Consider the following 24,463-nt stretch of genomic DNA (forward strand, 5'->3'; position numbering starts at 1 on the left):
GACAAGCAAGAAAATTCGCTGGGAGGCAAACTTGCAGGAAACAGTCTATCCGGACGTCGTTCCGGGTCCGCCTCGTCCGAGCGGAATCCGGCTTCCTTCTGGCCTTGCGCTTCCTGCCGGCACCGAGCGATACGAGGTGCGGGGCGCCGGCGCGATTTTCGTGTCCGTGGAGGCAGGAGATGTCGTCACGGTGCGCGATATGGAAGGCGGGCAGGCCTGCGAGCTGGTCGCCGCCGATGCCTCGGGCCGCACCGATGCCTCCATTCTGGGCGTGAAGTCCAACTCCAATGCCTCAGGTCTTCAGGCTCTGCTCTCCGGCGACAATGAAAGCCTGAACGCCTTCCGCGCCGGCCTTGCCCGCCGCAGGATCGATCTCGCTCATGCCGATGCCGTGCGGGTGTTCGGCAATGACAGCCCGGCCGGCGACGAAGAGGCCTTCACCATTACCCGTGACGGCAGCCTTGTGGTTGCGGCCCCCGGCGGGCCGATGGCCATCGACGGCCATGACACGGTCACGCCCATTCAGGTTATGGTGCGCCGCGCGCGCGTGCAGAAAAAGGTCAAGGGTGCCGAACTGCCCGAGCCGCTGGCCGATCCGGTGCTTGATCTGAGGGTAAAATCGGCCACCGCGCAGTCCTTCTTCGTGCGCGCCGGCGAGTTCATCCAGATCATCGATGTCGACGGGCGCCAGTGCACCGACTTCCAGTGCTTTTCGGCGCGCAAGCTCGACAAGGGCATCGACAATCCCCTCGACGTCACCGCCACCCGCTCGGTGCTCGGCCATGCCTATGCCATGCCCGGCCTGCACGCCAAATATTACGATCAGGACTTTGAGCCGCTGGTGGAAGTGGTGCAGGACACCTGCGGCCGCCACGATGCCTTCGCGCTGGCCTGCTATGCCAAATATTACGACGACATCGGCTATCCCGGCCATGCCAACTGCTCGGAGAACTTCAACCGGGCGCTGGCCGACAAGGGCGTTCGCCCCCGCGCCGGCTGGATGGCGGCGAACTTCTTCTTCAACACCGGCGTCGATGCCCATGGGGTGATGTTCTCCGACGAGCCGTGGTCGCGGCCCGGCGACTATGTGCTGCTGCGCGCGCTGACCGACATCGTGTGCGTGTCGTCGGCCTGTCCTGACGATACCTCGCCGGCCAATGGCTGGAACCTCTCCGACATTCATGTGCGCACCTATTCCGACAAGAACAGGTTCTCACGTGCCATCGCCCGCCGCGTAACTCCGGATTCCGAGCCGAAAATGACAACAGAAACTGCCTTCCATTCGCGCTTTGCCCAGCACACCCGCAATTTCGTGGAATACAAGGGCTACTGGCTCGCCAACTCCTTCGCCAGGGAAGGGCCGATCGAGGAATACTGGGCCTGCCGCCAGAAGGCGGTGATCATGGACCTCTCGGCGTTGCGCAAGTTCGAGGTGACCGGCCCGGATGCCGAAGCGCTGCTGCAATACACGCTCACCCGCGACGTCAAGAAGCTCGGCGTCGGACAGGTGGTCTACACCGCCATGTGCTACGAGCATGGCGGCATGATCGACGACGGCACGCTGCTGCGTCTGGGGCTCGACAATTTCCGCTGGATCGGCGGCGACGATTACTCGGGCGTTTGGCTGCGCGAGGTTGCCGAGAAACTCGGGCTGAAGGTGATGGTGCGCTCGTCGACCGACCAGATGCACAACGTCGCCGTGCAGGGCCCCAACAGCCGCGCCATCCTGAAAGAGGTGATCTGGACGCCGCCGCACCAGCCGAAGCTCGAAGAGGTTGAGTGGTTCCGTTTCACCATCGGCCGCATCGGGGGCGAGAACGGTCCGCCGGTCGTGGTGTCGCGCACCGGCTATACGGGCGAGCTTGGCTATGAGGTGTGGTGCCATCCGCGCGATGCCGGTGCCGTGTTCGATGCGGTCTGGGAGGCGGGCCAGCCGCACGGCCTGAAGCCGATGGGCCTGCTGGCGCTCGACATGCTGCGCATCGAAGCCGGCCTGATCTTCGCCGGCTACGAGTTCTCCGACCAGACCGATCCGTTCGAGGCGGGCATCGGCTTCACCGTGCCGCTCAAGTCGAAGACCGACGACTTCATCGGCCGCGAGGCGCTGATCCGGCGCAAGGATCATCCGGTGCGCAAGCTGGTCGGCCTCGACATCGACAGCAATGTTGCCGTCGGCCATGGCGACTGCATCCATATCGGCCGTGCCCAGATCGGCGAGGTCACCTCTTCGACGCGTTCGCCGCTTCTGAAGAAGAACATCGCGCTGGCACGGGTGGACGCCACCCACGCCGCCGTCGGCACCGAGGTCGAGATCGGCAAGCTCGACGGACACCAGAAGCGCCTGCCCGCGACAATTGTCGCATTCGCGCATTACGATCCGAAGAAGGAAAGGCCAAGGTCCTGAGCTAAGGCATGCCGCCCGAAAGTAGGTACATGTTTCGGGCAAACGACATGCGTGAATACAAGAGCTTAAAGCGTAGCGAGCGATCTGAAGGATCGCGACACGCTTCAGGGCCTGAACCGAAAGTCAGGGAGAAGGCGTGAGGAGAGGCGATGGCTGGAGAGGGCTCCAATCCGACACCAGACCGGCCTGACGGGCCACCGCCGGAACTTTCCAGGGAAGTTTCGCAGTGGCGCGTGGCGGAGCGCAAGCGTCTGATCGATCAGCGCCTCGCCATGAGCGCGGACGAACGCACCGCCAGAACCCGAACGATCGCCGAAGGGCTCGATCGTCTGATCGGCGCTCCGCAGGGGCGCATCGTCTCGCTCTACTGGCCGTTCCGGGGCGAACCGGATCTGCGCCAATGGTCTGAGAAGGTCATTGCCGCAGGCGGCCGGATCGCGCTGCCGGTGGTGATCGCAAAGGCGCAGCCACTGGAATTCCGGCTATGGGCGCCCGGCGAGCCGCTGGAGCGCGGGGTGTGGAACATTCTGGTTCCGTCCGGCGGGCGGGTGGTGGAGCCGGATATCGTCGTCTCCCCGGTCGTCGGCTTCGACAGCGCCAATTACCGGCTCGGCTATGGCGGCGGGTTCTACGACCGCACCCTTGCGGCGATGCGCAAGCGGCCCCTCAAGCTCGGGGTCGGCTATGCCGGCGCAAGACTTGCGACCATCCATCCGCATTCCCTGGACATTCCCATGGATGCAATCGTGACAGATGAATGAGGCTCCCATGAGCACTGACGAACTGCTTCTCGACCCCGCCATTGCCGGCACCTCCGCTCCCGGAGGACGGATTTTCCGCCGCAACACCACCGGCACGACCTACAGGATCACGATGAAGAACTGCGCGTTCTTCGCAAGGCACGGCCTGCTCGATGAGGAAGAGCGGCTCGGCCAGCGCTTCTATGTCGATGCCGAGCTCGATGTGCGGCCCTCCGTGGGGATCGAGGAGGATTGCATCGAAGCGACCGTGGATTATGGGCTGGCTTTCGCGGAGATCGAAAAAATCGTCACCGGCCGCCGCCGCTTCCTCATCGAAACGCTGGCCCTCGACATCAGCCGCACCCTTTGCGAGGTGTTCCCGCAGATCATGCGCGCCCGCATCACGGTGCGCAAACCAAATGCTCCGGTGCGGGGCGTGCTCGATCATGTCGAGGTCACGATCGTCTGGCCGCAGGGTCCGGCCGCCGGTCTTTGAAGCGCGTCACTGTGTGACCGGATAAAAATATAGCGATGCATTTTCAATAAGATGACAGAAAGTGTCATCTTATTTGAAAAAGCCGGTGCAGAACCGCCGCCCCCGTTTCGTCCTTGATGTGAGGGCCAGCCAAGATCACATCACAAAGCGCCAGCCACGCCCTCCTCGTTTTCAGGATTGCAAGACAGGCGGATGGGGCATGCGCGAAGCGGCGGTTACGGCGGACGGAGTTTCTTTTTCACGATTTCTGATGAGGGCAGCCCTGCTGGGCTCCATTGCCCTGACGACGGTGACCGGGACCGGGCCGGTCACGGCTGCGCACGCGCAGGGCACGCAAACCCTGTCGCTGAACATCCGCGCCCAGAATCTGGGTTCGGCCCTGACCGCCTTTGCCGACAAGGCCGGGATCCGGCTTCTGTTTCCCTCGCAGCTTGTGGCCGGCAAGACGAGCCCTGCCCTTTCCGGCACCTTCAGCCGCGAACAGGCGCTGTCGCAGCTGCTGGCCGGCAGCGGCCTCGTCTATCAGTTCACCGACGCCGGCACGGTCACCATCTCCGATCCCGCTTCGGCATCGCGTGCGCCGCTCGATGCCAGCGGCGCGGTGGTTCTTGGAACCATCAATGTGAGCGGCTTGCAAAACGCCAGCCCGGCCGATGCGCCTTTCAGCACGCCGGCGCCTACGGCCTACATCAGCGGCGAGCGCATCGAGCGCTTCCGGGGAACCACCCCGTCCGACATGTTCACCGGCACTCCGGGCGTCCTGTCGGGCGAGGCGCGCAATGGCAGCGCCATAGATGTCAACATAAGAGGCATGCAGGGAATGGGGCGGGTGCCGGTCAGCGTCGATGGCAGCCTTTCCTCGGCAACCGTATATCAGGGCTATCAGGGCGTCGGTAACCGCTCCTATATCGATCCGGACCTGATCGGCGGGATCAGCATCCAGAAAGGGCCGGGCACCGGCGCCTATGGCGGCATTGCCGGTTCCGTCAGCATGGAAACGCTCAATGCCTCCGACATTCTTCTGGATGGCCGCAATTATGGCGTGCGCCTGAAAGGCGGCTTTGGCAGCAACAGTTCCGGCGTACCGGCACTGAACACGGTAGGCGGGATGTTCTTTTCGCGGTCGAAGCCCGGAAGCGTTCTGGGGCCTGCCGATATGGGGCGACCGGCCCTGCTGGAGCCGACACGCGGCTTTGGCAGCATCGCCGGCGCGGCGCGCGGAGAAGGCTATGAATTCGTCGCGGCCTATGCCGGACGGCGCAACGGCAATTATCATGCCGGCCGAAACGGCCCCTCCGCCGCGAGTTCGGAGGATGTCGGCCCCCGCTCCGTCTGCCGGGATTTCGGCGGCGGTTTTCTGTCCTGCACGAACTATCCAAGCTATTACGAGAACACCGGCGTTTCGCTCTACCGGGGTGGCGAGAAGGTGCTCAACACCTCCAGCGACACCGATTCATGGCTGTTGAAGGCAAAGCTCGATCTGCTTGAAGATCATTCCCTGGAATTGTCCCACACGGGATTCCGGAGCGATCACGGCGATATCCGCGCCTCCATCCTCTCCAGCCTGACGGCCGTGCAGGCCACGCAGCGCTGGACCTCCACCGCGGCCGTGGACCGCTATTCGGCCCGGCATCGCTGGAACCCGGATGACAACGATCTGGTGGACCTGCGCTCGGGCCTGTGGCTGACCTCGCTCGATATCCGCAATCCCACCTCTGCCAGCAGCCGGACGGTGATCCAGATGGGGTTGCCCGATCCGCTCAGGACACGCGTTCTCGTCGGCACCGATACGCGGCAGTGGGGAGCCGATGTCTCCAACACCTCGCGATTTGGAACGGCTTTAGGAGACATATCGCTGAACTATGGGCTGTCCTATCTTCACGAAGACACCAGACCCACGGAACTCAGCCGCTTGCTGGAGGAGTTCCTGCCGCCCAACGGCGTGCGCCACGAATGGCAGGGCTTCATGAACGCAAACTGGAAGCCGCTGGACTGGCTGACCATCGACGGCAGCCTGCGCTATCAGGATTTCTCGGCGCGCGATCGCAGCACGAAGGAAGACAGCGTTGCCAATTCCTTCGCCGGGCAGCAGCGGGGAAGAAGCGCCAGCGGCATCAGCCCGACCCTCGGCGTTTCGGTCGAGCCTGTCGAGGGCCTCCAGCTTTTCGCCCGCTATTCGGAAGCGCTGCGCATGCCGGCGCTGGCGGAATCATCGGCTCTGGCTGCGACCTACGTCGCCCCCGGTGTGCGGCCGGAGCGTGCCCACAACTGGGATGTCGGCGTCAATTATCAGGCCGGCGACGTGTTGTTTGCCGACGACGATCTGAAGCTGAAACTGGGCTGGTTTCACAATGACGTCGACGACTATATCGCCCGGCGCATCGTCAATGTGACCACGAGTTTCGGCACCAGTTATGACGGGCCGGCGGTGGGCAATATCGCCCGGGCAAAGTTCGAGGGCATCGAGTTCTCCGGGCACTATGCGCTCGGGGGCCTGAAGCTCGAACTGGGCGCTTCCTATTACACCGACATGGCGTTCTGCCCGGAATCGGGAGCCTGCCAGAGGAGTTCGCTGTATGGCGACTATGCAACCAACCATGTACCGCCGAAATACACGACCTCGCTGACGGCATCGCATAAATTCCTCGACGATGCGCTGACGCTGGGGGCACGGGCGACGCATGTGGGCCCGCGCACCATCAAGGCGGATCAGCCGACGGTGCAGGGTGCTTCACCCTTCATCGTGCCGGTGGACTGGCGGCCCTATGTGCTGGTCGATGTTTTCGCCTCCTATGAATTCAGCGAAAGCCTGAAGGCCGATTTCAGGATCGACAATGTGGGAGACGTTCACTACGTGGACCCGCTGGGGCTGGCCAATATTCCGGGGCCGGGCCGCACCTTCTGGGCCTCGCTGAGCGCCAAATTCTGACAGGCTTGGCCGGGACAGGTGACTCCGGGCCTGTTGAAGATTGCCCGGGACGCTGCCATTTTCGACCGTCAGGTGGTTGACGCTGCGGGATAAGCAGCGTTTGTGCCTGTCTGGCGCGATCAGGATGGCAGCAGGGAATGATGACGCAGGCGCGGATTGCGGGCTCACCGCCGCGGGTGGACACGGGGGTGGACAAGGGGGCTGACACTGGGTCGGAGAACGGGGCGGATGTTTCCACCCCGGCCCTGTTGCCAGAAATGCAATATGATCAGGCGCTTGCGCATGAGCGGTCCATGCTGGCGGCGGCGGATGGCAGCCCCGGCATGGTCTGGTCGCTGTGGCAGACCGGAACCTGCATCGTCGTGCCGCGCAGCCATACGGTGCGTCCCGGCTTCGGGGAAGCCGTCGCCGCCTCCGCCGCGCGCGGCTTTCCCGTTCATGTGCGCGATACCGGCGGCGGGGCCGTGGTTCAGGGTGCTGGCGTGGTCAACCTGTCCATGGTGTTTTCGATCGGGCCGCAGGTGCGCGAACGCATCGGAACCAGCTATCGGGTGCTGTGCGAGCCGGTCATGGCCATGCTGCGCGCAAGGGGCATCGAGGGCGCGTTCCGCTCCATCCCCGGCACCATGTGCGACGGCATCTACAACATCGTCGTCGGCACCCGCAAGCTCGCCGGAACGGCGCAGCGCTGGCGCAATCTGGGGCGCGGGCGGCCGGGCGAACATGCGGTTCTCGCCCATATGGCGCTGTTTTCCGATCTCGATCATGTCACTGCCGCAGCCGCGATCAACGCGCTCTATGCCGATATCGGCATCGACAGCGGGATCGAGGCCCCGACCCACATCAACTGGGCCGAGATCGAAACCCGGCCCGGCAAGGCGGTGGCGGTTGCCCTGGCCGAAGAGCTCAACCGCGCCTGCCGGGCGATCGATCTGGAAGCGCTGCTTGACCGCCTCGCGAAAGCGCACGCCGCCGACTGAACGCACATTCCGGGACCGAACAACCTCCCGGCCGATGCTGGCGGGACAAGGACCTGTCGGTGGCCGCGCGGTTGCGATCATGATAGGGACGAACGCAGGAATCGTCGAAAGCCAGTTACTGATAAGAAAGACGTCAAAATGGGTGAAAGCGTGAATCTGAGCGTCGAGGCACTGAAAGGCCGGGTGGAGACTATTTTCCGCAAGGCCGGACTTTCGCAGGATCACGCTTCCACGCTTGCCGCGGTGATCGTTGCGGGCGAACGGGATGGCTGCAAGTCGCACGGCGTCTACCGCATCGAGGGCTGCCTGCGTACGGTGAAGGCCGGCAAGGTGGTGCCCGACGTCAAGCCCGTGCTGCGCGACGACGGATCGGCGGTGGTGCGCGTCGAGGCCGGCGGCGGCTATTCCTGCGCCGGCTTCGAACTGGGCGCGCCGGTCCTTGCCGAACGCGCTAAGAAGCTCGGCATCGCAGCGCTCGTCATCAACGATTGCACGCATTTCTCGGCCCTGTGGCCGGAGGTGGAAAGGCTCGCCGCGCTGGGTGTGGCGGCGATCGCCATGTGCCCGAGCTATGCCACGGTCGCGCCTTCAGGCGGCAAGGAGCCTCTGCTCGGCACCAACCCGTTCGCCTTCGGCTGGCCGCGCGTCGATCCGGCCCAGCCCTATGTGTTCGATTTTGCGACCAGTGTCGCGGCGCGCGGCGAGATCGAGCTTTACCGGCGTGAAGGCCGGCAACTGCCCGAAGGCTGGGCGGTCGACAGCGAGGGCAGGCCGACCACCGATCCGGAGGCTGCGCTGGCTGGCGCCATGCTGCCCTTCGGCGGCCACAAGGGCTCCGCCATCTCGACCATGATCGAATTGCTGGCCGGCACCATGATCGGCGATTTCACCAGCAGCGAGGCGCTTGATTTTCTCGGCACCACCACGCTTGCCCCGCGTCACGGCGAGCTGATCATCGCCATGAGCCCGCAGCGTTTTGCCGCCGGGCGTCCGGGCGATCCGTTCGCCCGCGCCGAGGTGTTGCTGGAGGCCATCGCCGGACAGGGCGCGCGCCTGCCTTCGCAGCGCCGCTTCGCGGCAAGGAAGCGCACCTTGTCGGAGGGCATCACCCTCACCGCCGCCGAGGCCGCGCAGCTCGACCGGCTGGAAGCGCTGGGGCTCGATGCCGTAGCCTGATGCCGATAAAAAAAAGCCCTCCACCGGAGGGCTTTTTGCTGGCCGTTTCCGTGACGCGGGATCAGGCGGCGTTGCGCGTCGCAACGCCGGACTGCTTCGACCAGCCCGCATACCAGTCATCGAACAGCTTCAGCTGCGTTTCCACGAAGCCGCGCTGGCTGGCGCTCAGCGTATCGCTCTCGTTGAAGTGGAGTTCGTATTCCGGGTTCCCCTTCAGCACCATCATGTGCTTGAAATAGAGCACCAGATCGGGGCCTTCGTCATAGGCGGAGAGCACGGCGAGCGCCTGCTCCAGCTCCTGCGCAAGCCGGCGCGCCCCGACATCGCCCTTCGCCGCCGCCTGACACAGCGACACCAGATGCAGCACCTCGCGTGGTAGCACACAGCCGATGCCGGTGATGGCGCCGGTGGCGCCGCAATTGACGAAGCCATGGAAGACGCAGGTGTCGACGCCCACCATCAGCGTCACCTCATCGCTGCCGCTGGTGATGTTTTCTGCGGCATAGGTCATGTCGGCGGCGCCGCCGAACTCCTTGAAGCCGACGAGGTTCGGATGCTCGGCCCTGAGCGCGAAGAACAGATCGGCGCGTGTGGCGAAGCCATAGTAGGGGCTGTTGTAGATCACGGCCGGCAGGTCGGGAGCTGCCGACAACACCGCCTTGAAGTGATTGCGCTGCGCGGCCGGAGAAGGCCCGCGTGACAACAGGCGCGGAATGACCATCAGGCCCCTGGCGCCCACCTTCTGCGCGTGGGCGGCATGGGCCGCGGCACTTGCCGTGTTGACCGCTCCCGTGCCGACGATGACCGGCACGCCGGCCTTCACCAGACGCTCCACGCCCTCCATGCGCTCGGCGTCGGTCAGCAGCGGCCAGTCGCCCATCGAGCCGCAATAGACCACGGCCGACATGCCGGTGGCGATCAGCTCCCTGCCCTTGCGCACCAGCGCATCGAAATCGGGTTTGCGGTCAGGGGTGCAGGGGGTCATCAGCGCCGGCATGCAGCCGGAAAAGATCTGCGCATTCATGAGGGCTCTCCCTTGTGCCGGATTGGATGAATGCCATAATACCATTTGTATTTTATTTGTCGACAAGAAATTGCGTGGCAGAGAAAGGCACTGGCGCAAGCTGTTGCGCTGAAGGCGGGCGGATGGGGATTGCGTGGCTACAGCGCGATGGGCCGGCGGCGGTCGCGGGCGATCATGTCCTGTATCTGGCGCACGATCTGGTCGGCATGGGCACTGGCCAGCCGGTCGGCTTCGGCCACGTCGCGCGCCCCGATGGCTGCGATCATGTCCTCGTGCTCATCCACATAGCGGCGGGGCAGATGGTCGTCGAAGGACGAATAATAGACGCGCAGAATGCGCCGTCCCTCATCCAGCAGGCGGCAGAACAGGCCGGTGTAATAGGGATTGCGCCCCGCCTCGGCGATCGCGGCATGGAATTCGCGGTTGGTGGCGATCATCGCCAGCGCATCGTGCGCCTCGACCGCGCGGGTGAACTCAGCCTGCCGCGCGCGGATGATCTCCAGATCGTCCTCGGTGCGGAATTCGGCGGCCAGCCGCGTGGTCACGCGGTACATCAGCGTCAGCGCGTCGAAGAAAGTATGGAGGTTGAGGAAGTCGATGCTGGAAACCACGGTCGAGCGGTTGGGCAGCGTCGTCACCAGCCCTTCGGCGGCCAGCCGCACCAGCGCCTCGCGGATCGGCGTGCGCGACATGGAAAGCCGCTCGGCAAGCTGCACCTCGTCGATGGGGCTGCCGGGCGCCAGCCTCAGGTCGAGGATGTCGTCGCGCAGGATTTCATAGACGCGCCGAACCCCCTCTCCGCGCTTGCGCTCTGCCTGTGATGTCTCCGTTTTTTCGCTCATGCCGCCACCTGTTGTCGACATGACGAATACTGGTTTCGCGCATCGCCTTCAACACAGGACCCGGCCGCCATGGCCGGCGGATACGGTATAAACTTGATTATTTTAATCATATTATGTAGTAAACCGGCTGATATTGCAGTCGGATTCCCCATTACGGGCGAGAGAATGCAAGAAATGGCGATTTATGGACAACCGCATCCCTGAGCAGGGAATGACCCTCAACGATCTCGTGCGCCTCGGCGCCGAGCTTGCGCTGGGCGTCGAGCCGGTCGATGTCGGCCCCCGGATCATGGAAACGCCGATATATACGGGAAGGCTGCTGGCGTTGGAGGTGCAGCCCGGCCTGATGCTGAGCGCCAGCGACGTGACCTATGCCAGCAACCAGAATTTTGCCGTCGAGATGGAGCCGGCGCTGGTCTGCGGCATCATGCTGAGCGGCGGGCCGGTGACGTCCATGGTGGAAGGCTACGGCCGCTTCGTGCGCTATCCGCAGCAGGTGTCTCTTATGGGCTTCAACGCCCCGCTTCGCTATTCGACTCCGCTCCGGCAGGGCGCGCATTTCACCTCCGCCGGCTTCGTGCTGCGGCCTTCCTTCTTCGAGCGGTTTGCCGATGGCGTTGCCGACGACGGGTTGATGGCGCTGCGGGAACTGACGGAAGGCGGCTTCCGCACGGGCGTCATCTCGCATTCGCCCCTGATCACCGAAATCGCCAGACTGTGCCTCGACCATCCTTATACGGGGCAGCTCGAAAGGCTGTTTCTGGAAAGCAGGGCGCTGGCCTTCGTGATCGAGGCGGCGCAGGCCCTGAAGGATGAGCGCCGGCTTGTCGCCATGCTCGGCCGCCGCGAATATGACCGGGTGATGCATGCGCGCGAAATCCTCGACGCCGATCTCGTCGCCACGCCCACCACCATGGAGCTGTCGCGCCGGGTCGGCATCAACGTCACCTCCCTGCAGGCCAACTTCAAGACGGTGTTCGGCAAGACCATTTTTGCCCATGTGCGCGAGCAGCGGCTGATGATGGCGAAGGTCCTGCTTCAGGAGCACCGGCTTTCGGTTTCGGAAGCGGGCCGGCGGGTCGGCTTTTCCCGGCCCTCGGCCTTCAGCGCCGCCTACAGGAAGCATTTCGGCCATCCGCCGCGCGCGGAATTTCAGCCGGCGCGCTCCATGCATGTGATCTGATCGCCACCCGATCTATTGGGTTTCGCGAATGTTTGCCTGCGTTTCGCGAAAGTTGAGTGCTGGTATCAGGAACAGGCCGGCCGGTATTCATAGCCCCTGTTCGCAAACTCCGGGGCATCTGCATGAACACCATCACGCGCACGCGTCTGATTTCCACCACCGCACTGGCTCTGCTGGGCGCCGGCTTGCCGGCGAAGACGGCTTTCGCGCAAACGGCCGATGCGCCTATTGTGCTTGCGCCGATCGTGGTCACAGGCACCAAGCGCCCGCAGGACGATGCGAAGCTTCCCGTCGCCACCACCATCCTCGACCAGAGCAACGTGCCGCCTGCGACGCTCGATCCGATCACGGAAATCGCCCGCCAGTCGCCAGGCACGAACTTCCTCGATTTCGGCCGCTTCGGCGAAAGCTACATGACCATGCGCGGTCTCAGCACGCTGGGCACGGCCATGAATTCGCTCGACAGCGTCATCGGCATCTCCGTCGACGGCGTGCCGACCACGCTGTCGGGCATCGGCGCGCCCATCCTCGACATGGAGCGGGTCGAGGTGCTGAAGGGTCCGCAGGGCACCACCTTCGGCCGCAACGCCTTTGCCGGCGCGATCAACATCGTCAGCAAGCCCGCCGACGGCACCCGCGAAACCATTCTCAGCAGTGAGCTGGGCTCAGACGGCCATGCCTTCCTCGAAGGCACCACCGGCGGCTGGCTGCTGGAAAACGTGCTGGCCGGGCGCGGCACGCTGCGCTTCCAGAATTACGACGGCGACGTGCCGAACCCCATCACCGGCCAGAAGGAGGGCGGCGCGCAGCTGGGCGCCGGCAAGGCCTCCGTGCGCTACACGCCGGACGATACCCTCACCATCGACCTCAGCGGCGGCTTCTCGAAGGAGACGCGGCACAATTCCGCCTTCGTGTGGCTGGAATCCCCCAATTTCCCGGAGAGCGGCGCGGATGTGCGCCCCGACAACCGCCAGCAGGTCGCCAATGGCTCCCTCAAGGTGGCGAAGGAATTCGAGCCGTTCACGCTCACCTCGACGACCAGCTATCAGGACGTGAAGATTCACAACAAGGGCGACTTCACCGACGCCTTCATCTTCAGCCGCATCACCGGCCTGCCGCCGGCCTATTTCAACGATCACAACGCCGAGAAGGTGGATCTGAACGACCGCGAGCGGGTCTTCAATCAGGAGGTGCGCCTCAACTCGAATGAGGGCTCGACGATCCAGTGGGTGGCCGGCGCCAGCTATTTCAGGTCGGATTACACCAGCTACCGCATTCAGAACGCCGGCATCTATGCGCCGACCATGAACGGCACTTTCGACAACCGCATCGAAAGCCAGACCGTGGCGGCCTTTGCCGATGCCAGCGCGCCGCTGGGACAGGGCTTCAATCTGTCCGGCGGGCTGCGCGTGGCCCATGACCGCCAGAAGCTGGACGCGCTCTATGTTTCCAACGGCTTTCCGGGCACGCTGCCGGCCTTCCAGCAGGACAACACTTTCAGCGACACCTATGTGACCGGGCGCATGGCGCTGTCCTATGAGTGGAACGACCGGGCCATGAGCTATGTCTCGCTGGCGCGCGGCTATTCCTCCGGCGGTTTCGAGAAGACCACCTCCTATGCTGGTTACGGACTGGTTACCGAGGCCTTCCTGCCGGCCACGTCATGGACCTATGAGATCGGCACCAAGGCCGAGATCAACGACAGGCTGCGTGTCAGCGGCGCCATCTTCTACAACGACGTCAAGGACGGGCAGGTCGTCGGATTTGATACGAACACCTCCCTGCCCTTCATGACCAACCAGAATTTTGAAAGCTATGGCATCGAGGCCAATGTCGACGCCACACTGGCCGAGGGGCTGGAACTGACGGTCGGCGGTGCGCTGATCGGCTCGCGTCTCGTCGATGTTTCGGCAACTTCGCTGGGCCTTGGCGCGCTGCCCGGCAACGAAGTGCCGCAGGTGCCGGGGTTCTCCGCCAATGTCGGGCTTTCCTATCGCTTCCTGGCGGATGCGGTGGGGCTGCCCGGCGAGATCACGCTCAGCGGCACCTACCAGTATGTCGGCACCCGTTATGCCGACATCCAGAATGCCGCGAAGATGGACGACTATCACATCCTCAATGCGGAGATCGGCTGGGAGAAGGACAATTTCCGCGTCTACGCCTTCGGCCGCAATCTGCTCGACGAGCGCCCGCTGTCCTACGCCTTCACCTATCCGGCGCTCATGCCCGGCGGAGCGAGCGGAACCACCGCCTATTTCGGCCGCGGCCGGGTGGTCGGCATCGGCACCTCCGTGCGCTGGTGACGGCGCGCGATCCGCACACGGGGCAAGTGACATGATGTCTTCCTGCAACCCGGTCGCCCTGTTGCGGGGCGGCCGATGAGCGCGCGTTTCCAGCGGACCATGATGAAGGCCCTCGGGGCCACCGATCACATCATGACGGTGCTGTCGGTGACGGACCTGACGCCGGGCTACCGGCGCATACGCTTTTCGGCCCCCACCATGATCGACGGCCGCGAAACCCCCACCGCCTCCTTCGTGCGGCTGTGGGCGCCGGACCCGGACGATCCCGACAAGGTCCATCAGCGCGGCTACACGCTGGTGGAGCCGGATGCTGAAAAGGGCGAGGTGAGCTTCGACTTCGTGCTGCACCAGCCGATGGGGCCGGCCTCGGCCTGGGCCGCCGCCGCGCAGCCCGGCGACACCATCGCGGCCTCCTACTACATGTTCCACAAGTTCGAGCCGCCGGAAAACCCGGAGGGCTATCTGCTGATGGGCGATCCTGCCGCCCTTCCGGCCATCAACGCCATCCTCGAGGTGCTGCCGCCGGAGGCCGACATCGTGGTCATCCTTCAGGCGCATCTGCCCGAGGATCGCGATATTCCGGTGACGCCGCATCCGGGCGCCGAGGTGATCTGGACCGGGCCAGGCACCAATGCGCTGGCCGAAGCGGTTCCGGTGCGCGACTGGTCGAACTGGTATGCGTGGGTGGCCGCCGAAAACGCCGCGATCAAAGTGCTGCGCGCCACGCTCAACCAGACCCACGGCTTTCCGCTGACCGACATCAAGCATGCCGCCTACTGGATCAGGGGCAAGGCCATGCGGCTGCGCAAGGAAAGCGGCGCGGCCGAGGCCGAGCCAGCCCCCCTCCCGCCGCCACCCGCTGAGACGGTGGCCGCGCGCGAAGCCGCGCCGGCAAAGCCCCGCTGGCGCTCGCAGCGCGGACAGGAGCTTCTCGATTCCCTGCGCTGGAAGCTGCGCGCCGCCGGCCTGTTGCAGGCCATCATCTCGCTGATGCAGCTTGCGCCGCTGGTGCTGCTGGCCGAGCTTGGCCGCCGTCTCCTTGGCGGAGAGAAAAGCTGGGATGCGCTTTCGCCACTGATCATCTGGGCTGTCGTCCTCTATGGCGCGGCGGCGACGCTTTCGGCGGTGCTGATGCTGTGGCTTCACATGGTCGATGCCGGCTTCGGCCATACGCTCAGGCAATCCATCATCGCCAAGCTGGCGCGGCTGCCGCTCGGCTGGTTCACCGACCGTAACGCCGCAAGCGTGCAGCAGGCCGTGCAGGAGGACGCCGGGCGGCTGCATTACATGGTCACGCATGCCGTGCCCGACATCGTCGCCGGCATCGTCACGCCGGTGGCGGCCATCGCCTATCTGTTCACGGTCGATGCAGCGCTGGCCGGGCTGCTGTTCGTGCCGCTGCTCGCCTTCGTCTTCCTGTTCGCCAACATGATGCGCGGCGTGGCCGACAAGCTGGTGCAATATGCAAACTGGACCAAGCGCGCCAATGCCGCCGCCGGCGCCTTCATCGACGCGCTGCCGGTGGTGCGCGTGTTCGGCGGCGATGGGCGCTCGGTGCGCTCGGTGCTTGAGGGACAGGCCAGTTTCATCAATGGCTGGCAGCGGCCAATGGCGGGGCGCAAGGTGGCGGCCCAGCTTTCCATCCAGCCGCCGTCCTTCCTGCTGCTGATCGTGGCTGTCGGCAGCTGGCGCATCATCTCCGGGCGCATGGAGGCGGCAGACCTCCTGCCGTTCCTGTTCCTCGGCACAGCCTTCGGCGCGCAGATCACTTCCGTCCTCTACGGCTTCGTGCCCATGCGCGAGGCAAGGCAGGCCGCGCGGCGCATCGGCGACCTGCTGGAGGAAACCGAGCTCGACCGCAGCCGTTCCACCGGCGTCATCCCGCCGGGGCCGCTCGGGCTGCGCTTTGCGGATGTCAGCTTCGGCTACCGGCCGCGCAAGCCGGTGCTGAAATCCATCGATCTCGTTCTGGCGCCTGGCACGCTGACCGCGCTCGTCGGCCCGAGCGGCGCCGGCAAGTCGACGCTGGCCGGCCTGCCGGGGCGCTTCCACGATGTAACCGAAGGCAGCATCCGGCTGCTTGCAAGCAATGGAGAGATCGACATCCGCGACGTGACGCCGGAGGCGCTGCAGCGCAGCGTCGGCTTCGTCTTTCAGGATGTGCGGCTGATCGGGGGCTCGCTGAAGGACAACATCGCCCTTGCCCGCCCCGGTGCCTCCATGGCCGAGATCGAGGCTGCGGCGCGCGCGGCACAGATCCACGAGCGGATCGTGGCCGCCCCGCGCGGCTATGACAGCATCGTCGGGGATGAGGTGCGCCTCTCCGGCGGCGAGGCGCAGCGCCTGTCGATCGCGCGCGCCCTGCTTGCCGATCCGCCCATCCTCGTGCTCGACGAGGCAACCGCCTTCGCCGATCCCGAGTCCGAGCATCTGGTGCAGAAGGCGCTCGGCGCGCTCATCGGCCGGCGCACCGTTCTGGTGGTGGCGCATCGCCTGCACACCATCGTCCATGCCGACTGCATCGCCGTGATGCAGGACGGGCGCATCGTCCAGCGCGGCCGCCATGAAGAGTTGCTCGCCCGCCCCGGCCTCTATCGCGACCTGTGGCAGGCCGGCGAAAAGCGGCCACCCGAAACGAAGGCGCCCGAGCCTGAAACAATGGCGGCAGAAGGCAAGGCATCATGATCGTCGCCTCCCTGTTTCCACCGCAGGCACGTGCCCGCCTTCCGCTGTTCACGCTTTTCGGCCTGACGGCGGCGGCACTCAGGGCGCTGTCGGCGCTGCTGCTCGTGCCGCTGCTGGGCAGCCTGTTTTCGCCCGAACCGCGCGCGGCTCTGCCGTGGCTCGCCGCGCTGGCCGCCTGCGTGGTGGCCGGCTGGATGCTGGAACGGCGCATGGTGGTGCGCGCCTTCGATCTCGGCCTTGCCATGATGATGTCGATGAACACGCGCCTCGTCGACCATCTGCTTGCCGTGCCGATCGGCTGGTTCGGCACCGGGGAGCAGGAAAAGGCAAAGCGGGCGCTGGCGGGTGCGGTTCCGGAACTGTTCGCCAGCACCGTCAATCTGGGCACGCAGGCGCTGATCTCGATCGCGCTGCCGCCGGCCATCGCGCTCGGCCTGCTGTTCGTGGCGTGGCCGCTGGGTGTCGCGGCGCTCATCGCCGTGCCGCTCCTGTTTGGCGCGCTGCTCGCCGGCGGCGGCTTCATCCGCCGCGCGGAAGCCGACTTCTCCGCCGCTTCCGGCAAGGCCGCGGCCTGCACCGACGAGTTTGCCCGCAACCAGCTCGTGCTGCGCGCGGCCGGGCGCACCGGCACCGCCGGCACGCCTCTGGGCGAAGCCATCGAGGCCCAGAAGGCCAAGAGCCTGCGCCTGATCTGGTTCACCGTGCCCGGCACGCTGCTGTTTTCGCTGGCCATGCAGGCCACGCTGGTGGCCATGATCGCCATTCTGGCGCTGATGTATGCGCAAGGGGCCATGGATGCCGCCCGCACCGTGGCGCTGATCGTGGTGGTGCTGCGCTTTCTGGAGCCGCTGAACACGCTGTCGGATCTGTTCGTGGCGCTGGAATCGACCCACGCGGCGGCGCAGCGCACGCTGGCCGTGCTCGACGTTCCGGCCCTGCCGTCGCCGGCGCGCGATGCGGTGCCGCAGGCGCCCGCAATTGCGTTCCGCAACGTGCATTTCCACGCCAACGGCAATCATATTCTCGACGGCATCAGCTTCGATGTGCCGGAAGGCAGCACCACGGCGCTGGTCGGGCCGTCGGGATCGGGCAAGAGCACCATCCTGTCGATGATCGCGCGCATGCATGACGTGAGCGAGGGCGAGGTGCGGGTCGGCGGACATGACGTGCGCGCCTATGCGCCGGAGACCCTGATGGACCAGCTGTCCATCGTGTTCCAGAACGTGCAGCTGTTCGAGGGCGGCATTGCCGAGAACATCCGCCTTGCGCGCCCGGATGCCACCGATGCCGGGTTCATGGAAGCCGCGAAAGCCGCCTGTGTCGATGAGATTGTCGAGCGGCTGGGGAGCTGGGATGCGCCGGTCGGCGAAGGCGGCGGCAATCTGTCGGGCGGCGAGCGCCAGCGTGTCAGCATCGCCCGCGCGCTTCTGAAGAATGCGCCGATCCTGCTTCTGGACGAAGCCACCAGCGGTCTCGACACCATGAACGAGGTGGCGGTAGCCGCGGCGCTCAGCCGTTTCGGCCATCGCACCGTGCTGGTCGTCGCGCACCGGCTGGAAACCATCGCCCGCGCCGACCATGTGGTCTTCGTCGAAGGCGGCCGCATCGTCGAGGCGGGCGAGCGCGAGGCGCTGATCGCTGCCGGCGGGCGCTTCGCCGCCTACTGGAGCCATCGCCGCAGCGCCCGCGACTGGACCCTCGATCATCAGGATAAACCCCGATCCTGATGGTCAGCTGTGCCGCAGCCCCGCTTCCGGGGCTGCGGCATTTCCGTGCGTCAGCGCACCACCAGAACAGGCAGCGTGGTGTGTGCCAGAACCTCGGAGGTCTGGCTGCCCAGAATGAGCCGCGCGGCTCCGCGCCGGCCATGCGAGGACATGACGATCAGGTCGCAGCTTTTCAGTTTCGCCGTGCGCACGATGGCCTCGGCGGGATGGTCGTCGATCTCGTGCAGCAGATCCACCTCGACGCCATGTTCTGCGGCGCGCTCCTCGATCGAGCGGAAGCGGTTCTTCATCTCCTCGTCGATCTGCTGGTCGTAGCGGCCGATCGGATCGGCGATGCCGCCGATGGCGGCGGCGCGTGCGGCTGCGGTGTCCAGAGGCTGCGACACGCTCAGCACCGTCACTTTCGCTCCCAGCGGGCCGGCAAGGGCAAGGCCCTGCTCGATGCCCCTCGCAGCCAGTTCGGACCCGTCGGTCGCAATAAGGATATGCCTGTACATCTTCACCCTCGCTTTTGTTGCGTGATCTGCGGCCGTCATATGATCAGGGTTTCTCGACCCGCGCCACCTGATAAGTCTGCATGGTTCCGTCCTGCATGATCGAGACATATTCCCCGGTGACGAAGCTTTCCTCGCCGAGGCGGAAGCCGATCTCGTTGTCGGCGTCGCCTTCCTCATAGTCGAAATACCATTGCCCGCCCGGCTTGCGCCGCAGGCGGCCGATGCGCTCGTCGCCATCATCGGAAAAGCGCCGGACACGGCAGAAGGCCTGATGGGTCTTCCATGTGGCGGCGTCGAGGCGTCCGGCCTCGTCCAGCGGTACGAGAAGATCGTAGCCCTCTTCGCGGTCGCCCTGCGGGTGGCCTGCGGTCCGCGCGAAAAGAAGTCTCACGTGGCGGAAGTTCGGTGTCAGGTCCTTCAGTGCCGTCATGCTCTGGTCTCCTTTTCTTCCACAATGCCGGGGATTGAGCACCTTGCCTTGATACGGATCAAGAAAACAGAGAAGGACTATTGTCGCGGATGACAATAACGTCTTTGCGCCACAGTTGCTGTTACAGGATATGTGCTATAGGCGAATCGCCGGAGCGGCCTTTCCATGCTGCGGCTGAATCAGGTCCCGTCAAATCAGGCCGGCTCCGCCCGCCATAAAGAACGAATCCCGATATCGTGACGACCATCCTCTCCTACCAACGCTACACCGTGTTCGTGAGCGTCGCGCTCATCACATTCGCATCGCTCGCCGGGGCCGCGCTCTACAGCAAGTGGCTTCTGGTGCCCGCCGTCATCGCCGGCGCGCTGTTCCTGCTCGGCGTGCATGACGTGCGCCAGCGCCGCCATTCCATCCTGCGCAACTATCCGGTGGTCGGGCATCTGCGCTTCCTGCTGGAAAGCTTCCGGCCGGAAATCCGCCAGTACATCATCGAAGGCGACCATGACGAGGTGCCGTTCAGCCGGCAGGATCGCGGGCTCGTCTACCAGCGCGCCAAGGGCGTTGAGGACAAGCGCCCCTTCGGCACCATCGAGAACGTCTATGGGTCCGGCTATGCGTGGCTGACCCATTCGGCCACGCCCGTCACCATCGCCGATACGGATTTCCGCGTGCGCATCGGCGGCTCGGCCTGCCGGCAGCCCTACAGCGCCAGCCTCTACAACATCTCGGCCATGAGCTTCGGCTCGCTGTCGGCCAACGCCATCCTTGCCCTCAACACCGGGGCCCGCAAGGGCGGCTTCGCCCACGACACCGGGGAAGGCAGCATCAGCCGCTATCACCGTCAGGGCGGCGGCGACCTCATCTGCCAGATCGCTTCCGGCTATTTCGGTTGCCGCAACGACGACGGCAGCTTCTCGCCCGAGAAATTCAGGGTGCTGGCCGCCGATCCGCAGATCAAAATGATCGAGATCAAGCTGAGCCAGGGCGCCAAGCCCGGCCATGGCGGCATGCTGCCGGCCTCCAAGATCTCGCCGGAAATCGCCGAGGCGCGTGGCATTCCCATGGGCGTGGACTGCGTTTCCCCGGCCGCCCACAGCACCTTCTCCACGCCCATCGGCCTGATGCAGTTCATCGATCAGCTCCGCACCCTTTCCGACGGCAAGCCGGTCGGCTTCAAGCTGTGCATCGGCCACCGGCGCGAATTCATGAGCATGGTCAAGGCCATGCTGGATACCGGCATCATGCCCGACTTCATCGTCGTCGACGGCGCGGAAGGCGGCACGGGCGCTGCCCCGGTGGAGTTCGCCAACCGCGTCGGCATGCCGATGCTGGAGGCGCTGACCTTCGTGCACAATACGCTGAGGGGCGCCGGCATCCGCGACGAGATCAGGATCGGTGCGGCCGGCAAGATCATCACCGCCTTCGACATCGCGCGCACGCTGGCGCTGGGGGCCGACTGGTGCAATGCCGCGCGCGGCTTCATGTTCGCCATCGGCTGCATTCAGGCGCAGGCCTGCCACACCAATTGCTGCCCGGTCGGCATCGCCACCCAGGACAAGGGACGCCAGCGGGCCATCGACGTGGGCGACAAGAGCGAGCGCGTGGCCCGTTTCCACCGCAACACCATGAAGGCGCTGGGCGAGATCGCCGGTGCCGCCGGCCTCACCAATCCGAGCGACTTCATGCCCTACCACTTCATGTTCCGGCAGAAGGACAACGAGTTCCTCGACGGCAACGAGGCCTACCCCTATCTGCCGGAAGGCTTTCTGGTGGCGGGCAAGGAAATTCCCGAGCTTTCCGAATGGTACAGCCGCTGGGACCGCGCCAACGCGCAATCCTTCGCGCCGCCGGAAATCCCGCACGGGCCGTTCCAGAGACGCCGGGCAGCCTGATCCCTCTCCGCGAAACGAAAAGACCCCGCCGGCCGGCGGGGTCTTTCTTTCGTGTGCCCGATGCACCGGGCCGGCAGCCCGGTCGCGTTCAAGAATCCCGGCTGCCGGCGGCGGAAACCTGCTTCGCCGAAAGGAACATCAGCGTCGAGGCAACCGTGCGGCGGTCCCAGCCGGCCTGTTCGGCCCGGTCGAGAAGGTCTTCCAGCAGTGGCAGGAATACCTTCCGGCATTCCGTTTCATGCGCCAGAAACGCACCGGCCGGCTGCGTTGGCGGGGGAACGTGGTCTGAAAGCTGCATTGTCGTCACATCGTCCTGCGACCCGTCGTTGACGGCCCGCCCCCTTTTTCAGGGGAAGCGGGCCTTTCACGACCGGATCAGAAGTCCATGCCTCCGGCGGGCATTGCCGGGGCGGCTTCCTTCTTCGGCTTCTCGGCGATCATGGCCTCGGTGGTGACCAGCAGGCCGGCGACCGAAGCCGCATCCTGAAGCGCCGTGCGCACCACCTTGGCCGGGTCGATCACGCCCTGCGCGAACAGGTCGCCATAGTCACCGGTCTGGGCGTTCCAGCCATAGGAGAACTCCGGCTTCTCGCGCAGCTTGCCGACGATGATGGACCCTTCCGCACCGGCATTCTCAGCGATCTGGCGCACCGGCGCCTCGATGGCCCGGCGCACGATCTCCACGCCGTGCTTCTGGTCCTCGTTGTCGATCTTCACGCCGTCCAGCGCCTTCGCGGCGCGCAGCAGGGCAACGCCGCCGCCGGGCAGGATGCCCTCCTCGACGGCCGCGCGCGTGGCGTGCAGCGCATCGTCGACGCGGTCCTTCTTTTCCTTCACCTCCACTTCCGTGGAGCCGCCGACGCGGATGACGGCAACGCCGCCGGCGAGCTTCGCCAGCCGCTCCTGAAGCTTCTCGCGGTCGTAGTCGGAGGTCGTTTCCTCAATCTGGGCCTTGATCTGCTTCACCCGGCCTTCGATCTCCTCCTTCCTGCCGGACCCGTCGATGATGGTGGTGTTTTCCTTCTCGATGACGATCTTCTTCGCGCGGCCGAGCATCTCCAGAGTGACGTTTTCCAGCTTGATGCCGAGATCCTCGCTGATCGCGGTGCCGCCGGTGAGGATGGCGATGTCTTCCAGCATGGCCTTGCGGCGATCGCCGAAGCCCGGCGCCTTGACGGCGGCGATCTTCAGGCCACCGCGCAGCTTGTTGACGACCAGCGTGGCCAGTGCCTCGCCCTCCACATCCTCGGCGATGATGAGCAGCGGCTTGCCTGATTTGACCACCGCTTCGAGCACGGGCAGCAGGGCCTGAAGGTTGGACAGCTTCTTCTCATGGATGAGCACATAGGGCTCTTCCAGTTCCACCCGCATCTTCTCCTGATTGGTGATGAAGTATGGCGACAGATAACCGCGGTCGAACTGCATGCCTTCCACGACTTCCAGCCCGGTCTCGGCGGTCTTGGCTTCCTCGACGGTGATGACGCCCTCGTTGCCGACCTTCTGCATGGCCTCGGCCAGGAAGCGGCCGATTTCGGTGTCGCCATTGGCCGAGATGGTGCCGACCTGCGCGATCTCGTCGTTCTTCGTGATCTTGCGGGCATTGGCCTTCAGTTCGGCGACCACCGCATCCACGGCCCTGTCAATGCCGCGCTTCAGGTCCATCGGGTTCATGCCGGAGGCGACGGCCTTCGCGCCTTCCCTGACGATGGCCTGCGCCAGAACGGTGGCGGTGGTGGTGCCGTCGCCGGCGAGATCGTTGGTCTTGGAGGCGACCTCGCGCACCATCTGTGCGCCCATGTTCTCGAACTTGTCCTCAAGCTCGATTTCCTTGGCGACGGAAACGCCGTCCTTGGTGATGCGCGGCGCGCCGAACGACTTGTCGATCACCACATTGCGGCCCTTGGGACCGAGGGTGACCTTCACCGCATTGGCGAGAATGTCGACGCCGCGCAGCATCTTCTCGCGGGCTTCGGTGCTGAATCTGACTTCCTTGGCAGCCATTGGATCACTCCTTCATTAGGCAGCTTACTTTGACTGGTTGATGGGGACTGGTTGATGGGACTGGCTGATGCCGGAAGAAGCCGTCAGGCGGCCTTCTTCACGGCGGCGGTCTCCTCGATCACGCCCATCACGTCGCTTTCCTTCATGATCAGCAGGTCCTCGCCCTTGAGCCTGATCTCGGTGCCGGACCATTTGCCGAACAGGATGCGGTTGCCAACCTTGACGTCGAGTTCGACCAGCCTGCCGTTTTCGTCACGGGCGCCGGGACCGACGGCGATGACCTCGCCTTCCTGCGGCTTTTCCTTCGCGGTGTCGGGGATGATGATGCCGCCGGCCGTCTTTTCGTCGGCCTCGATGCGGCGCACCAGAATGCGGTCATGCAGGGGACGGAACGTCATGTCTTTGTTCTCCTCTCACGGACAAACGGACTGCACCGTTCCACCCGGATCGTGCGAAGCGGAACGGCACGCGCGACCCTTTCCGGCGTCGCGCGGCTATCGATCTGGTTTCTCGGATTTCGGGTTTCAAGAGGTGTCGGCAAAAATTTTGGCACTCGCAGCACATGATTGCTAGTGCTATGAAATCACGATGTTTTTTACACCGGCAAAGCTTTTCGATCTTGAATTTGAACGATGATCGGCCACACTGTGAAGGCGTGGGTGGAATGGTGCCGGCGGCAGCGCGCAAGGGAGGTTACGAAACAGGCCCGCCTTCATCCCAGCGTCACCCGCATCCGACCGTCGCCTTGCGACCGGGGCAGGCGCGGTCCGGACACGCACTCCCAGACAGGCATCCCCGGACATGCGCAAGGATGTACCAATGGCAACCACGGCACGCAGCGATTTCCAGCTCCAGATGATGGGCTACGGCCTGACCACGGCCGAAATCCATTACCATCTGCCCGATCACCCTTCCCTGCTCCAGCTCTATATCTGGCAGGAATATGACCTGGCCCCGCATTTCCCCGAGCTGAAGAGCTTCCTCGATTACTGGGCGCGGGAACTGGATGGCCCGCTGCATTCGGTGCGGGTTGCCCATCGCCACCTGATCACGCCCGCCGAGTGGCGCGCGGTGGACAGGGAGATCTCCATTCACTGAGGGCCGACCCCGAAGCGCGATCACCGAGGGCTCTCCCCTGATGCGGCGCGAACCTG

The 24,463-nt window shown here is 64.9% G+C and carries 19 protein-coding genes; 12 read left to right on the forward strand and 7 right to left on the reverse strand.

From position 1 onward, the window contains the following. Nucleotides 1–31: 31 nt before the first annotated feature. The 6 genes from HNR59_RS16680 (at nucleotide 32) to HNR59_RS16705 (ending at nucleotide 8,725) form a co-directional block, all read left to right on the forward strand. A complete protein-coding gene (locus HNR59_RS16680; RefSeq protein ID WP_183832163.1) occupies nucleotides 32–2,404 on the forward strand; it encodes a trimethylamine N-oxide demethylase in 2,373 nt (790 codons plus the stop codon). 149 nt (nucleotides 2,405–2,553) lie between these two features. Next, complete coding sequence (locus HNR59_RS16685; protein WP_183832164.1) at nucleotides 2,554–3,165, forward strand: 5-formyltetrahydrofolate cyclo-ligase; 612 nt, start codon at nucleotides 2,554–2,556, stop codon at nucleotides 3,163–3,165. A 112-nt stretch (nucleotides 3,166–3,277) separates the two neighbouring features. Continuing rightward, nucleotides 3,278–3,640: a dihydroneopterin aldolase gene (gene folB / locus HNR59_RS16690; protein ID WP_183832255.1), complete on the forward strand. Its 363-nt coding sequence runs from the start codon at nucleotides 3,278–3,280 to the stop codon at nucleotides 3,638–3,640. A 250-nt stretch (nucleotides 3,641–3,890) separates the two neighbouring features. Beyond that, nucleotides 3,891–6,569, forward strand: coding sequence for a TonB-dependent receptor (locus HNR59_RS16695; RefSeq protein WP_183832165.1), 2,679 nt, complete (start codon nucleotides 3,891–3,893; stop codon nucleotides 6,567–6,569). Between the two features lie 137 nt (nucleotides 6,570–6,706). Further along, the gene (locus tag HNR59_RS16700) at nucleotides 6,707–7,549 is read left to right on the forward strand and encodes a lipoyl protein ligase domain-containing protein (protein WP_183832166.1); all 843 of its coding nucleotides are present in this window, start codon (nucleotides 6,707–6,709) and stop codon (nucleotides 7,547–7,549) included. Nucleotides 7,550–7,687: 138 nt separating this feature from the next. Then, the gene (locus HNR59_RS16705) at nucleotides 7,688–8,725 is read left to right on the forward strand and encodes an Ldh family oxidoreductase (protein WP_183832167.1); all 1,038 of its coding nucleotides are present in this window, start codon (nucleotides 7,688–7,690) and stop codon (nucleotides 8,723–8,725) included. Nucleotides 8,726–8,786: 61 nt separating this feature from the next. Here HNR59_RS16705 and HNR59_RS16710 read toward each other — a convergent pair whose 3' ends face one another. Both HNR59_RS16710 and HNR59_RS16715 read right to left on the reverse strand, forming a co-directional pair. Further along, complete coding sequence (locus HNR59_RS16710; RefSeq protein WP_183832168.1) at nucleotides 8,787–9,749, reverse strand: dihydrodipicolinate synthase family protein; 963 nt, start codon at nucleotides 9,747–9,749, stop codon at nucleotides 8,787–8,789. A gap of 137 nt (nucleotides 9,750–9,886) precedes the next feature. After that, nucleotides 9,887–10,591 (reverse strand): GntR family transcriptional regulator, encoded by a 705-nt coding sequence (locus HNR59_RS16715; RefSeq protein ID WP_183832169.1) that lies wholly within the window; start codon nucleotides 10,589–10,591, stop codon nucleotides 9,887–9,889. A 184-nt stretch (nucleotides 10,592–10,775) separates the two neighbouring features. Between HNR59_RS16715 and HNR59_RS16720 the strand changes: the two genes are divergently transcribed. The 4 genes from HNR59_RS16720 to HNR59_RS16735 all read left to right on the forward strand — a co-directional run bounded on the left by HNR59_RS16720 (nucleotide 10,776) and on the right by HNR59_RS16735 (nucleotide 18,489). Further along, complete coding sequence (locus HNR59_RS16720) at nucleotides 10,776–11,774, forward strand: helix-turn-helix domain-containing protein (RefSeq protein WP_183832170.1); 999 nt, start codon at nucleotides 10,776–10,778, stop codon at nucleotides 11,772–11,774. Nucleotides 11,775–11,896: 122 nt separating this feature from the next. Then, nucleotides 11,897–14,077, forward strand: a complete 2,181-nt coding sequence (locus HNR59_RS16725) for a TonB-dependent receptor (protein ID WP_183832171.1) — start codon at nucleotides 11,897–11,899, stop codon at nucleotides 14,075–14,077. A gap of 75 nt (nucleotides 14,078–14,152) precedes the next feature. Further along, a complete protein-coding gene (locus HNR59_RS16730) occupies nucleotides 14,153–16,762 on the forward strand; it encodes an ABC transporter ATP-binding protein/permease (RefSeq protein ID WP_183832172.1) in 2,610 nt (869 codons plus the stop codon). Beyond that, nucleotides 16,759–18,489: an ABC transporter ATP-binding protein gene (locus HNR59_RS16735; protein WP_183832173.1), complete on the forward strand. Its 1,731-nt coding sequence runs from the start codon at nucleotides 16,759–16,761 to the stop codon at nucleotides 18,487–18,489. The genes HNR59_RS16730 and HNR59_RS16735 overlap by 4 nt, the downstream gene beginning before the upstream one ends. Nucleotides 18,490–18,539: 50 nt before the next feature. Here the strand turns inward: HNR59_RS16735 and HNR59_RS16740 are convergent, their stop codons facing one another. Both HNR59_RS16740 and HNR59_RS16745 read right to left on the reverse strand, forming a co-directional pair. Beyond that, a complete protein-coding gene (locus tag HNR59_RS16740) occupies nucleotides 18,540–18,986 on the reverse strand; it encodes a universal stress protein (RefSeq protein WP_183832174.1) in 447 nt (148 codons plus the stop codon). 43 nt (nucleotides 18,987–19,029) lie between these two features. Next, nucleotides 19,030–19,416, reverse strand: coding sequence for a hypothetical protein (locus tag HNR59_RS16745; protein ID WP_183832175.1), 387 nt, complete (start codon nucleotides 19,414–19,416; stop codon nucleotides 19,030–19,032). Between the two features lie 236 nt (nucleotides 19,417–19,652). Here HNR59_RS16745 and HNR59_RS16750 point away from each other — a divergent pair, with 236 nt between their 5' ends. Then, nucleotides 19,653–21,308: an FMN-binding glutamate synthase family protein gene (locus HNR59_RS16750; protein WP_183832176.1), complete on the forward strand. Its 1,656-nt coding sequence runs from the start codon at nucleotides 19,653–19,655 to the stop codon at nucleotides 21,306–21,308. Nucleotides 21,309–21,396: 88 nt separating this feature from the next. On the opposite strand, the gene HNR59_RS16755 is transcribed toward HNR59_RS16750, so the two are convergent. The 3 genes from HNR59_RS16755 to HNR59_RS16765 all read right to left on the reverse strand — a co-directional run bounded on the left by HNR59_RS16755 (nucleotide 21,397) and on the right by HNR59_RS16765 (nucleotide 23,707). Continuing rightward, nucleotides 21,397–21,606, reverse strand: a complete 210-nt coding sequence (locus tag HNR59_RS16755) for a hypothetical protein (protein WP_183832177.1) — start codon at nucleotides 21,604–21,606, stop codon at nucleotides 21,397–21,399. 77 nt (nucleotides 21,607–21,683) lie between these two features. Then, nucleotides 21,684–23,309, reverse strand: a complete 1,626-nt coding sequence (gene groL / locus HNR59_RS16760; protein WP_183832178.1) for a chaperonin GroEL — start codon at nucleotides 23,307–23,309, stop codon at nucleotides 21,684–21,686. 83 nt (nucleotides 23,310–23,392) lie between these two features. Beyond that, nucleotides 23,393–23,707 (reverse strand): co-chaperone GroES, encoded by a 315-nt coding sequence (locus tag HNR59_RS16765; RefSeq protein WP_183832179.1) that lies wholly within the window; start codon nucleotides 23,705–23,707, stop codon nucleotides 23,393–23,395. A 421-nt stretch (nucleotides 23,708–24,128) separates the two neighbouring features. On the opposite strand from HNR59_RS16765, the gene HNR59_RS16770 reads away from it, so the two are divergent. Further along, the gene (locus HNR59_RS16770) at nucleotides 24,129–24,407 is read left to right on the forward strand and encodes an usg protein (protein ID WP_183832180.1); all 279 of its coding nucleotides are present in this window, start codon (nucleotides 24,129–24,131) and stop codon (nucleotides 24,405–24,407) included. Nucleotides 24,408–24,463: the final 56 nt, after the last annotated feature.

Origin of the sequence: Aquamicrobium lusatiense, from assembly GCF_014201615.1 — a bacterium.
GTDB classification, from domain to species: domain Bacteria; phylum Pseudomonadota; class Alphaproteobacteria; order Rhizobiales; family Rhizobiaceae; genus Mesorhizobium; species Mesorhizobium lusatiense.

What these genes read in the sequence shown, in the direction of transcription:
- HNR59_RS16695 (WP_183832165.1), top strand. Translation starts at nt 3,891, where the DNA reads ATGAGGGCAGCCCTGCTGGGCTCCATTGCCCTGACGACGGTGACCGGG.
- HNR59_RS16740 (WP_183832174.1), bottom strand. Translation starts at nt 18,986, where the DNA reads ATGTACAGGCATATCCTTATTGCGACCGACGGGTCCGAACTGGCTGCG.
- HNR59_RS16705 (WP_183832167.1), top strand. Translation starts at nt 7,688, where the DNA reads ATGGGTGAAAGCGTGAATCTGAGCGTCGAGGCACTGAAAGGCCGGGTG.
- HNR59_RS16755 (WP_183832177.1), bottom strand. Translation starts at nt 21,606, where the DNA reads ATGCAGCTTTCAGACCACGTTCCCCCGCCAACGCAGCCGGCCGGTGCG.
- HNR59_RS16770 (WP_183832180.1), top strand. Translation starts at nt 24,129, where the DNA reads ATGGCAACCACGGCACGCAGCGATTTCCAGCTCCAGATGATGGGCTAC.
- folB (WP_183832255.1), top strand. Translation starts at nt 3,278, where the DNA reads ATGAAGAACTGCGCGTTCTTCGCAAGGCACGGCCTGCTCGATGAGGAA.
- HNR59_RS16745 (WP_183832175.1), bottom strand. Translation starts at nt 19,416, where the DNA reads ATGACGGCACTGAAGGACCTGACACCGAACTTCCGCCACGTGAGACTT.
- HNR59_RS16685 (WP_183832164.1), top strand. Translation starts at nt 2,554, where the DNA reads ATGGCTGGAGAGGGCTCCAATCCGACACCAGACCGGCCTGACGGGCCA.
- HNR59_RS16725 (WP_183832171.1), top strand. Translation starts at nt 11,897, where the DNA reads ATGAACACCATCACGCGCACGCGTCTGATTTCCACCACCGCACTGGCT.
- HNR59_RS16700 (WP_183832166.1), top strand. Translation starts at nt 6,707, where the DNA reads ATGATGACGCAGGCGCGGATTGCGGGCTCACCGCCGCGGGTGGACACG.
- HNR59_RS16765 (WP_183832179.1), bottom strand. Translation starts at nt 23,707, where the DNA reads ATGACGTTCCGTCCCCTGCATGACCGCATTCTGGTGCGCCGCATCGAG.
- groL (WP_183832178.1), bottom strand. Translation starts at nt 23,309, where the DNA reads ATGGCTGCCAAGGAAGTCAGATTCAGCACCGAAGCCCGCGAGAAGATG.
- HNR59_RS16715 (WP_183832169.1), bottom strand. Translation starts at nt 10,591, where the DNA reads ATGAGCGAAAAAACGGAGACATCACAGGCAGAGCGCAAGCGCGGAGAG.
- HNR59_RS16735 (WP_183832173.1), top strand. Translation starts at nt 16,759, where the DNA reads ATGATCGTCGCCTCCCTGTTTCCACCGCAGGCACGTGCCCGCCTTCCG.
- HNR59_RS16710 (WP_183832168.1), bottom strand. Translation starts at nt 9,749, where the DNA reads ATGAATGCGCAGATCTTTTCCGGCTGCATGCCGGCGCTGATGACCCCC.
- HNR59_RS16730 (WP_183832172.1), top strand. Translation starts at nt 14,153, where the DNA reads ATGAGCGCGCGTTTCCAGCGGACCATGATGAAGGCCCTCGGGGCCACC.
- HNR59_RS16720 (WP_183832170.1), top strand. Translation starts at nt 10,776, where the DNA reads ATGGACAACCGCATCCCTGAGCAGGGAATGACCCTCAACGATCTCGTG.